Raw genomic sequence first — 10,697 nt, 5'->3', positions numbered from 1 at the left:
ATAGAAATGCTGAGCGCGAAGCGATAAGACTGTGGAGAGGCTTGATGCGGCATGAGGCAAACGGCTCCTGAAAACACATGGGCTGAGGCATTGTGCCTGCGAGGGCGCAGCCGTTGTCACAGTACGGACATGGCGCCCAGCACCCGCAGACTAGCGACGTTGACTGAGAGTCGGCTTAAGACCGGCAAGCGCCCCGGCATGACCGACTTTGTCGCCCGCGCCAAATGGGATGCCTGGGACATATACAAAGGACAAAGGCACGCCCCGCGCCGAGGCCATGCACAACGACGTCGATCCCATCTGTTCTCTCTGACAGCCGAGTTCCGTTATCGTTTGTCACGATTTGTTCGTCTGATCCAGCGCAGAACGTCCTATGCTTCTCGCATGGATCATTCGGCCCACGCAAGGAGGATTCCCATGACCGATGCCAAAGCCTTCATCCACTTCGCCCAAGCCTTCCATCACGGCGAGGCCGAGCAGCACAGCTATGTCGTGGCCGTGGGCGAGCGCGCCAAGGTCGAAGCCTTGGCGCGGGCAGAGCACGCGCGGCTGCGGGGGGCTTACGGCATCGCCATCTACCGCACCCTGCCGGATGTCCCAACCCAAGAAAACTTCCGCCTGGTCGGCTATCTGTCGTCCGACATGGGCGAGAAGTGGACCTGCAGCCAGCCCGACGAATCGCAGCAAGCCGCCTGAACGCCTGCCGCACGCGGGCGCCGCGAACGGCTCCGCAACGCAACGCTCACGGCACCATGCCCAGCCAGCGCGGAAACGCCAGGCTGATTGCCGGTATATAGGTCACCAGGCCGAGAAACACCAGCATGGTCAGCAGCCAGGGCCAGACCGCCACGGTCAGCTCGGTGATACCCATCTTGGCGATGCCGCTGGCGACATACAGGTTCAGCCCCACCGGCGGGGTGAGCATGCCGATTTCCATGTTCACCACCATGATGATGCCGAAGTGAATCGGGTCGATGCCCAGATGTGCCGCCACCGGAAACAGGATCGGCGCCAGGATCAGCACGATGCTCGACGGCTCCATCACATTGCCCGCCAGCAGCAACAGCAGGTTGACCAGCAGCAAGAACACCACCGGCCCCAGCCCGGCGTCGATCATCCACTGCGCGATGCCCTGCGGCACCTGCTCGGAAGTCATCAAAAACGAGAACAGCACCGCGTTGGTGATGATGTAGAGCAGCATCGCGCTCATGTTCGCCGAGGCCAGCAGCACCCGCGGCACGTCGCGCAGCCGCAGGTCCTTGTAGACGAACACGGCAATGATGAAGGCATACACCGCGCTCATCGCTGCGGCTTCGGTGGGCGTGAACAGACCGGTATAGATGCCGCCGAGCACGATGACGATGAGCATCAGCCCCCAGATGCTGTCGCGCAGCGCCCGCGCGCGTTGTCCCCAGCTCGCGCGCGCCTGACGCGGATAGCCGCCGCGCCAGGCGCGCCACACCGTGACAGCGCCGAGCATGGTCGCCAGCATCAGCCCCGGCACCACCCCGGCCATGAACAGCGCGCCGATGGACGCATTGGTCGACACCGCATACATCACCATCACGATGGACGGCGGAATCAGAATGCCCAGGGCGCCCGAGGAGGTGATGGCCCCGGCGCCGAAGCGCGGCGGAAATCCGGCCTTGACCATCGCCGGCATGAGAATGGAGCCGATGGCCACCACCGTGGCCGGGCTCGACCCCGACACCGCGGCGAACAGCGCGCAGGCCATCACCCCGGCGAGCGCCAGGCCGCCGGGCCAGTGGCCGATCATGCTGGTGGCGAACACGATCATGCGCCGCGCCACGCCGCCGTGAGTGAGAAAGTTGCCCGCCAGGATGAAGAATGGAATCGCCATGATCTCGAAGTTCTCGATGCCGGTGAACAGCTTGAGCGCCACCGCCTGGATCGGCACGTCGGTCAGGGTGAACAAAAAGGTCAGCACCGTCAGCCCGAGGGCGATGGACACTGGCATGCCGGTGAGCATCAGCGCCACGAGCAGGGCGAAGATGATGAGCGCGTTCATGGCGCACTCCCCTGTGCGCCTTTTTGTGGATAGCGGGGATGAATGCCGTCACCCGCAGCGTCGCTTGGCAGCGGATCATCCAACCCCTCCACCTGCCCCGGATCGTGATGCGGCAATTCGCCGTCGCGCCGAAACCGCCAGGCCACCTGCAGGAAGCGATAGCACATCAACCCAGAGCCCAGCGGAATGGCCAGATACACCATCCAGGCCGGCCACTCCAGGTCGGGCGTGGTCTGCTCGGTCTGGCTCAAATGCCAGACGAAGTTGGCGCCGAAGGCGGCGATCACCCCGGTGAACAGCGCCCCGGCGAGCAGGCCGAACAGAATCACCGGCTTGCGCCGCGGCGGTGACAGACGATTGACCAGCACATCCACCCCCACATGGATGCCGGTGCGCACCCCATAGGCGGCGCCGAATTTGGCCATCCACACGAACATGAAAATGGTCAGCTCCTGCGCCCAGCTCAGGTTGAGCGAAAGCAGCCAGTCCTGCATGCCGGGAATGGCAAAACCGGCGAGGTAGCGATGCACCACGGCGACGAAAATGATCAGCGTCGCCGCCGCCATGAGCACGGCGATCAGCGTTTCCTCCAGCCGGTCGAGCAGGCGGTTGAACAGGGACAGAGCGTGCATGAATGCGGCCTCGTTTGAAAAACAAAAACTTCTGGGGCGCCGAACGCCGCAAATCAAACCCCTCCCCCGCTTGCGGGGGAGGTCGGGAGGGGGATGCCCACCCCAACCCGTCCAGTGACTGGCTTGCAAGCCAGCCCCGTTGCGACGGGGCAAAGCCAAGCAGTTGGCTTTGCCTTTTCCGCCTCCACCCCCACGAGTGGGGAGGGAGAGGACACTCCTCCCCCACTTGCTGGGGGAGGTTGGGAGGGGGAGATGCCCACCCCAACCCGTCCAGTGCCTGGCTTGCAAGCCAGCCCCGTTGCGACGGGGCAAAGCCAAGCAGTTGGCCTTGCCTTTTCCGCCTCCACCCCCACGAGTGGAGAGGAGAGATTTGCAGAGTTTGCGCAGGGCGCGGGCCGTCGTGAGAGCCCGGAGAACCTTACAGTTTGGTCGGATCGAAGCCGGTGGTCTTGAACACCTCGTCCATCAGCGCCTTGGGCACGCGCGACTGCGCCTGCTTGTATACCGGCGCCATGGCCTTTTTCCACGCCAGGCGCTCGGCTGTCGTCAGCGCCACCACTTCGCATTTGCCCGACTTGCGCACGGCCTCAGTGGCGTCTTCGTTGTCCTTTTTCGCCACCGAATTGGCGAACTCGGTGGACTCGGCCATCGCCTGATCGAGAATTTTGCGAATATCGGGCGGCAGGCCTTCCCAGAACTTCTTGTTCACGATCACCGCATAGCCCAGATAGCCGTGACGGGTCTGGGTCATGTATTTCTGCACTTCATAGAACTTCTGTGTGTAGAAGTTCGAAGGCGGGTTCTCGGTGCCGTTGACCACTCCGGTCTGCAGCGCCTGATACACCTCGGAGAACGCCAGCACCTGCGGAATGGCGCCGATGGCGCGCATTTCCATGTCGAGAATCTTGCTCGACTGGATGCGCATCTTCAGCCCCTTGGCGTCAGCCGGGCTCTTCAGCGGCTTGTTCGCGCTCATGTCCTTGAAACCGTTGTCCCAATAGGCCAGGCCGAGGATGCCCTTGGATTCGAGCTTGCCCAGCAGCGACTTGCCGATCGGCCCTTGGGTGATTTTGTGCAACTCGGCGTAGTCGTCGAAGATATAGGGCAGGTCGAACAGCTCGAACTCCTTGGCGCCCAGCGGCCCGAACTTGGCCAGCGAGGGCGCCAGCATCTGCACCGAGCCGAGCTGCAGCGCCTCGACCTCCTCCTTGTCCTTGTAGAGCTGGCTGTTGGGATAGACCTCCACCTTCACCCGGCCCTGGGTGCGCTCTTCGGCGAGCTTCTTGAAATGCTCGGCTGCGGCGCCCTTGGGCGTGTTGGGCGCCACCACATGGCTGAACTTGATGACGATGGGCTGCTGTGCGCGCACGACCGGGCTCAAGACCGAGCTCAAACCCAGACCTGTTGCGGCCAGTCCCAATCCGATGACTGCTTGACGACGTTGCATGGCGATCTCCGTGGATACGTTGTGTTGTGAAATCGATGTACTTTTTTGTAACGGCAAAGAGCATACGCCAGCCCCCGCCCGCCAGTCATCGGAAAATTACTGAAATGCCGCCTGTTCTAGTGCAGTGTTTCATGCTTGATGGAACAAATAAAAACGATGGATTTGGGGTTGGGGCAAGGCGCAAACCACAGCGATACCCGCAGGTATCGCGCGGATTTGCAACGCCGCCCCGGCGCCAAAGACGCGTTTTTATGTTCCAGATAGCGTGAAACACTGCACTAGGAGCCTGTGGGACTTGAGGATCGCGGGCTGCAAAAGGGCGGGGCGGCGCTCAGGCGTGGCCGTTGCGCATCGGCGGCTTGCCGCCGCCTGCGCGCAGTTCACGCGCGTGTTCATCGGCGCTCTGCTGGATTTTGCGGGCGAAAAACCAGACGAAAAACACGCCCATGCCGATGAGGAACAGAATGACGAGCAGGCTGAACAGCCCATAATCCGTACCGAACAAACCCTGCCAGGCTGAACCCATGATGTTCTCCTCCATGATTGAACTGACGCGACAGAATACTTGCACAAACCGTTTACCTTTTGACACAGCACAAACACCAACTGCCGCCTGGAGTCCGCTGTGAGCGCAGCGCGCATGGGTGTCGTCAGCGCCATCGCGCAGGAGCAGCAGGGCCTGCTGGAGAGTTTGCAGCAAGCACGCCGCGTGCGCCACGGCAGCCGCGACTACACCGTGGGCAGGCTGTGGGGCCGCGACGTGGTGCTGGTGCTGTGCGGCATCGGCAAGGTGGCGGCTGCGGCCACGACCACCAGTCTGATCGTCGAATTCGGCTGCGACGCCCTGCTGTTCACCGGCGTGGCCGGCGGCCTGGGCGCGCAGGTGCGGGTGGGCGATGTGGTGATTGCCGACCGCCTGCTGCAGCACGATCTCGACGCCCGTCCGCTCTATCCGCAATACGAGGCGCCCGAGACGGGTTTGAGCCGCTTCGACGCAGACCCGGCGCTCACCGAGCGCCTGCATGCCGCGGCGCAACGCTTGTTCTCGATGCGGACCGAAGCGCTGGTGGATGCCGATGTGCGGCAAGAATTCGGGCTGCACGCCCCGCGCGTGCATCGCGGTCTGATCATCAGCGGCGACCGCTTCATCTCCACGCTCGCCGACAGCGACGCGCTGCGCCAGGCGCTGCCCGACGCGCTCGCAGTCGAGATGGAGGGCGCCGCGGTCGCTCAGGTCTGCCGTGACTACGGCGTACCCTTCGCGCTGGCGCGCACCATTTCCGACCGCGCCGACGAGACCGCGCACCTCGATTTCGGCCGCTTCATCCGCACTGTGGCCAGCCCCTACAGCCAGGCCTTGCTGTCCGAGTTGTGGAGATCGGAGCTTACAGACGGGCAGGCAGATCCAGCCGGTCGGTAAACAGGCCGTCCACACCGGCGGCCAGCAGCGCGCGGGCCTGGTCTGCATCGTTCACGGTGTAGACGCGCAACTTCAGTCCGCGCGCATGCACCCTGTCCACCACCGCAGGCGTGACCTGCCGCCAATCGGTGTGCAGACCTTCTGCACCCAGCGCCACGGCTTGTTCCAGCGCGCCGTCTTCATAGGTTTGGACCAGATACGCCAAAGGTGCATCGGCGCGCAGGCCGCGCAAGGTCTTGCGCGCCGCCTGCAATGCGGCGAGGGAAAACGACGACAGCAGGGGCCGCGGTGCCGAAGGGTGCTGCGCCATCCACTGCGCCACGCGGCGCGCCACGGCCTCGCCGGTGCGCACGTCTTCACCGGGGCTGGGCTTGATCTCCAGATTGAGCCAGACACCGTGCTGCGCGGCGAAGTCGAGCACCTGATCGAGCGAGGCCGGGGGCTCGCCCCTGAAGGCGGCGCTGTGCCAGCTTCCGGCGTCCACCAGTTGCAGGTTTTCCCAGCGCCAGGGCGCCGCCGGACCGCGCGCGTCGGTGGTGCGGTCCAGCGTGTCGTCGTGCAGCAGCCAGAGCACGCCATCCAAGCTGAGCTTCACATCGCATTCAAACGCCGTGAAACCCGCCTTCAAACCCGTTTTGAACGCCGCCAGGGTGTTTTCCGGCGCCGCGCTGCCGCCGCCGCGATGCGCGATCCAGCGCGGCATCGACGATTCGATCATGGCTTGACCGCGCCGCATTGCGGCCCCAGCCAGCGCCCGCTCGATTTCATCTCGAACTGCACCGGGCCGGCCAGTTTGCCCTTCACTTCCGGCGGCAGCATGGCGTCTTCTGGCACGACCATGCGCCCCGTGCCGCGATAGACCATGCTCCAGGCGCGCGGCCCGGAAGCCTTCATCTCGCCCTGTATCGTGCCGACGAACCCGCCCTGCCCAGGCGTGGCCTTGCAGTCGCCGCGAATGCGCAGGGTATCGCCGCGGTCTTCGACCAGGCTGAAGCGGCAACCGCTGTCGTCCTCCTTGTTCATTTCATCGACCACGGCCTGCGGCGTGCGGGCCTTGGCCGCGTCTTCCGCGGTGATGCACTCCTTGTCCACGCCCGAGAGGTTATCGCGCATCTCCTGCAGCATCGGCCCCATTTGCGCCCGCTGCTGCGGGTTCATCTGCTGTAGTTGGGTCTCCACACTTTTGCGCATTTCCGCCATCAGGTCCACACCGTTGAACGTGGATTGGGTGCGCGTCTCCCACAGACCCGGCTCGGGCACGGTGAACGCCAGCGCGGCAGGCGCGAGAAGCAGCGCGCAGACGCCTGCTGCGGCAACGGTGCAGCACGACGAGACGCGCCGAAAACAAACCCTGTTCATCGTTCTCCTCCCTGAAAATTCAACCACCTTAGCGGCGGATTGTGACCGGCTTTTTGCTACGCCGCCTGCCTTCAGGTCAGCACCGAATCGCGCGCTCAAGCCGTTTTCCGCGCGGCCTTTTTCGCCGGCGCCCTGGCCGGGCGCGGCTCGAACTCGAAGCCGATCTTGCCGCCCGGCTGTTTCACCAGGAACGCCTTGAACTTGCGCCTGGTGCGCGCCGAGACGAAGCCGTCGAGCAGATCGGTGCGGCCTGTTTCCAGCAGCTTGCGCATCTGCTCGGGCTCGATGGGCCGCTGCAGGATGATCTTGCCGCTGCGGAAATCGCAGCTCGGCGCCGGGCCGACGCTTTTTTCGCAGACATAGGCATTGCCCGCCTCATACACCGCGGCGCCACACTTGGGACAGGCGCCCAGAGGCTGCTGCGCGCTGAAGTCGGGGGCTTCGCCGCCTTCGCCGCCGGGCGCGCTGTCGCCGAAATCGAATTCGAGCTTCCACTGCCCCGTGCCGCCTTCGCGCACCAGCTTGAGTTCGGCCGTGAAAGGCCGCCCCATCTTGCTGCGAAATCCGGTGAGCGGCCCGAGGTGCTTGTCGCGCAGCAGTTGCTCCACTTCGGCGATCTCGAACCTGCGCCCGCCCGGATGCTTGCCGATGGAAAAATCGCACTGCGTGCAGGCGAAGCGGTGGTAGTTCTCCTTGACCACGCCGCCGCAGTTCGGACAGGGCGTCGAGAGCGTGGCGTAGTCGCCGGGCACGGTGTCGCGGTCGAACTCCTTGGCGCGGCGCACGATGGTCTCGGTCATGCCGGCGATGTCGCGCATGAACTGCTCGCGCGTGATTCTCCCGCGCTCCATCTGCGCCAGCTTGTATTCCCAGTCGCCGGTGAGTTCGGGCTTGGTGAGCTCTTCGACCTGCAGCCCGCGCAGCAGGGTCATGAGCTGGAAGGCCTTGGCCGTGGGAATCAGCTCGCGGCCCTCGCGCACCATATAGGCTTCGCCGAGCAGCCCTTCGATGATGGCCGCGCGCGTGGCCGGCGTGCCCAGGCCCTTGCCCGACAGGGCCTCGGCCAGTTCCTCGTCCTCCACCAGCTTGCCCGCGTTTTCCATCGCCCCCAGCAGCGTGGCTTCGGTGTAGCGTGCGGGCGGGCGGGTCTTGAGCGCCTTGACCTCCACGCTCTCGGCCTGCACCGCATCGCCTTCGGCCACCGGCGGCAGATTGGCGTCGGCGCCCTGCTCCTCCTTGCCGTAGATTTCCAGCCAGCCGGGCTTGACCAGAATCTTGCCCTCGGTCTTGAACTGATGCGCGCCCACGGTGCTGATGCGCGTGGTCACCAGATATTCCGCCGCCGGGAAGAACACCGCCAGAAAGCGCCGCGCCACCAGGTCGTAAATCCTGGCCTCGGCCTCCGACAGCGCGCCGGGCGTCTGCGTCGTGGGGATGATGGCGAAGTGGTCCGACACCTTGGTGTTGTCGAACACCCGTTTGTTCGGACGGATGTAGTCGGCCTCGAGCGCACGGCGGGCGTGCGGCGCGATAGCCCCTCCCGCCTCGCCCAGCGCCTGCGCCGTCTGCCGCGCCACCGCGAGATAGTCTTCGGGCAGATGGCGCGAATCGGTTCGCGGATACGTCAGCACCTTGTGCCTTTCGTACAGCGCCTGCGCCAGCGCCAGCGTGGTCTTGGCGGAAAAGCCGAAGCGTCCGTTGGCTTCGCGCTGCAAGGAGGTGAGGTCGAACAGCGCCGGCGAGAGCTGGGTGGACGGCTTGGATTCGTCGCGCACCACCGCAGGCTGCCCCTTGCACGCGGCCACGATGGCCTCGGCGCGCGACTTGTCCCAAAGCCGGTCGGCGCGCGCTTCGGCATCTTCCCCGCGCTTGAATTGCGGATCGAACCACTTGCCCGCATACCCACCCGCCGGTGCGGCGAACTGGGCGTGCACCTCGAAGTAATCGCGCGCCACGTGCTTGCGGATCTGCTCCTCGCGCGCCACGACGATGGACAGCGTGGGCGTCTGCACCCGGCCCACCGGGGTGAGGAAAAAGCCGCCGTCGCGCGAGTTGAACGCCGTCATCGCCCGCGTGCCGTTGATGCCCACCAGCCAGTCGGCCTCGCTGCGGCTGCGCGCCGCGTCGGCCAGCGGGCGCATGTCGGCATCGCCGCGCAGACGCTCGAAGCCGTCGCGGATGGCCTGCGGCGTCATCGACTGCAGCCACAGCCGCTGCACCGGTTTGTCCAGCGCCTTCTTGCCCTCGGCGTATTGCAGGATGAGGCGGAAGATCAACTCGCCCTCGCGCCCCGCATCGCAGGCGTTGACGATGGTGCCCACGTCCTTGCGCTTGATCTGCCTGACCACCGCCGCCAGCCGACCCTTGGTCTTCTCGATGGGATTGAGATCGAAATGCGGCGGAATCACCGGCAGATGCGCGAAGCTCCATTTGCCGCGCTTGACCTCGAAATCATCGGGCGCCTTGATCTCCACCAGATGGCCGACCGCCGAGGTCACCACATACTGTTCGTTCTCGAAATACTCGTCGTGCTTGTCGAACTTGCCCGACTGCGGCGTGAGCGCGCGCACGATGTCTTGCGCCACGCTGGGCTTTTCGGCGATGACCAGGGTCTTGTTCATGGAGTGCAATCAAAGAAATTTGGCGATGCCCGCGATGTCTTCGGCGAACAGCTCGCCCGAATCGGCCATTTTCACCCGGCCGTCGCGGCCGATGACGAGGGTGACCGGCAGACCCGCGGGCTTGGGCAGCACCTTGGCCAGCGCGGGCGACAGCCACGCCACCGGAAAGGTGTAGTTTCTGGACTTGAGAAAAGGGGCAATGTCGGACGGCCGCTTGTCGATGGACAAGGCCAGCACCTCCAGCCCACGGCTGTGCTCCTTCTTGTAAAGCGCGTCGACATGCGGCATCTGCCGCGCGCAGAACGGGCACCACGTCGCCCAGTATTCGAGCACGATCACCTTGCCCGCCCAATCCTGGGTGTGCAGCGTCTTGCCATCCAGCAACTCCACCGTGGGCGGCAGCGCAAACACACTGCCCACCTTCGGCAGCGGCACGGCCTTCCTGTCTTTTTTCTCCAGCGCGCTGACCTGCTCGGCCACGCTCTGCGCCCAGGCGGGCGCGGCCACGGCGCCCAGCATGGCGCCCAGCCATTTCAACCCAGTACGACGAATTCGATCCATGATGACGGCTCCCTAGAATGCCTTGGTAACAGGAACGTTTTCGGGCAGCTTGTCTCCTCCGCCTCTCGCGTTCCTTTTTCTACTTTACCGAGTTTCCGTTTTCCCGCCACTGCGCCCGATGTCCAAACGCCGCCCCGCCCCTGCCGCCGCACCCGGCAACGGCCCGTATACCCAGGTGCGGAACTCGCCCATCCACGGCAAAGGCGTGTTCGCCCGCCGCCCCATCCGCGCCGGCCAGCGGCTGCTCGAATACCAGGGCGAACGCATCGACTGGCCCGAAGCCCTGCGCCGCCACCCGCACGACCCGGCCCAGCCCCACCACACCTTCTACTTCTCGCTGGGCGACGACACCGTGATCGACGGCGGCGTGCAGGGCAACAGCGCGCGCTGGATCAACCACTCCTGCGCGCCCAATTGCGAAGCGCAGCAGGTCGGCAGCCGGGTATTCATCGACGCCCTGCGCGACATCGCCCCCGGCGAAGAGCTGTTCTTCGACTACGCCCTCGAACTCGACGCCCGCTACACCGCCAAACTCAAGCGCGACTACGCCTGTCGCTGCGGCGCCCCCAACTGCCGCGGCACCCTGCTCGCGCCCAAGGGTCGCAAAGGCAAATGAGCGCACGCCTCT

General features: G+C 64.9%; 11 protein-coding genes. 3 read left to right on the top strand and 8 right to left on the bottom strand.

Annotated features, from left to right (window positions below; translation table 11 throughout):
• Window positions 1-417 precede the first annotated feature (417 nt).
• Entirely contained in the window at window positions 418-696 is a 279-nt protein-coding gene (locus RBR52_RS10735) for a hypothetical protein (protein ID WP_320377205.1), read from the top strand.
• Between the two features lie 46 nt (window positions 697-742).
• Here the strand turns inward: RBR52_RS10735 and RBR52_RS10730 are convergent, their stop codons facing one another.
• The 4 genes from RBR52_RS10730 to RBR52_RS10715 all read right to left on the bottom strand — a co-directional run bounded on the left by RBR52_RS10730 (window position 743) and on the right by RBR52_RS10715 (window position 4,634).
• Window positions 743-2,029, bottom strand: coding sequence for a TRAP transporter large permease subunit (locus RBR52_RS10730; protein ID WP_320377204.1), 1,287 nt, complete (start codon window positions 2,027-2,029; stop codon window positions 743-745).
• Window positions 2,026-2,661, bottom strand: coding sequence for a TRAP transporter small permease (locus tag RBR52_RS10725; protein ID WP_320377203.1), 636 nt, complete (start codon window positions 2,659-2,661; stop codon window positions 2,026-2,028). The genes RBR52_RS10730 and RBR52_RS10725 overlap by 4 nt, the downstream gene beginning before the upstream one ends.
• A gap of 418 nt (window positions 2,662-3,079) precedes the next feature.
• The gene (locus RBR52_RS10720; protein ID WP_320377202.1) at window positions 3,080-4,108 is read right to left on the bottom strand and encodes a TRAP transporter substrate-binding protein; all 1,029 of its coding nucleotides are present in this window, start codon (window positions 4,106-4,108) and stop codon (window positions 3,080-3,082) included.
• 331 nt (window positions 4,109-4,439) lie between these two features.
• Complete coding sequence (locus tag RBR52_RS10715; RefSeq protein ID WP_320377201.1) at window positions 4,440-4,634, bottom strand: DUF3149 domain-containing protein; 195 nt, start codon at window positions 4,632-4,634, stop codon at window positions 4,440-4,442.
• A gap of 99 nt (window positions 4,635-4,733) precedes the next feature.
• Here RBR52_RS10715 and RBR52_RS10710 point away from each other — a divergent pair, with 99 nt between their 5' ends.
• Window positions 4,734-5,528 carry a 5'-methylthioadenosine/adenosylhomocysteine nucleosidase gene (locus RBR52_RS10710; protein WP_320377200.1) on the top strand — a complete coding sequence of 265 codons (795 nt, stop codon included), beginning with the start codon at window positions 4,734-4,736 and terminating at the stop codon, window positions 5,526-5,528.
• Here RBR52_RS10710 and RBR52_RS10705 read toward each other — a convergent pair.
• The 4 genes from RBR52_RS10705 to RBR52_RS10690 form a co-directional block, all read right to left on the bottom strand.
• Complete coding sequence (locus tag RBR52_RS10705; protein WP_320377199.1) at window positions 5,494-6,264, bottom strand: glycerophosphodiester phosphodiesterase family protein; 771 nt, start codon at window positions 6,262-6,264, stop codon at window positions 5,494-5,496. The genes RBR52_RS10710 and RBR52_RS10705 overlap by 35 nt on opposite strands.
• Complete coding sequence (locus RBR52_RS10700; protein WP_320377198.1) at window positions 6,243-6,887, bottom strand: DUF3617 domain-containing protein; 645 nt, start codon at window positions 6,885-6,887, stop codon at window positions 6,243-6,245. Before RBR52_RS10700 ends, RBR52_RS10705 begins: the two co-directional genes overlap by 22 nt.
• 95 nt (window positions 6,888-6,982) lie before the next feature.
• On the bottom strand, window positions 6,983-9,508 hold the full coding sequence (locus RBR52_RS10695) for a DNA topoisomerase III (RefSeq protein WP_320377197.1): 2,526 nt from the start codon (window positions 9,506-9,508) through the stop codon (window positions 6,983-6,985).
• Between the two features lie 9 nt (window positions 9,509-9,517).
• Window positions 9,518-10,069, bottom strand: coding sequence for a TlpA disulfide reductase family protein (locus RBR52_RS10690; RefSeq protein WP_320377196.1), 552 nt, complete (start codon window positions 10,067-10,069; stop codon window positions 9,518-9,520).
• Window positions 10,070-10,187: 118 nt separating this feature from the next.
• On the opposite strand from RBR52_RS10690, the gene RBR52_RS10685 reads away from it, so the two are divergent.
• Window positions 10,188-10,685 (top strand): SET domain-containing protein, encoded by a 498-nt coding sequence (locus RBR52_RS10685; protein ID WP_320377195.1) that lies wholly within the window; start codon window positions 10,188-10,190, stop codon window positions 10,683-10,685.
• Window positions 10,686-10,697 lie beyond the last annotated feature (12 nt).

Source organism: Thiomonas sp., from assembly GCF_034007205.1.
Lineage (GTDB): Bacteria > Pseudomonadota > Gammaproteobacteria > Burkholderiales > Burkholderiaceae_C > Thiomonas.
Note: the sequence above shows the minus strand (reverse complement) of the source record. Positions and strands in the feature narration are given on the sequence as shown.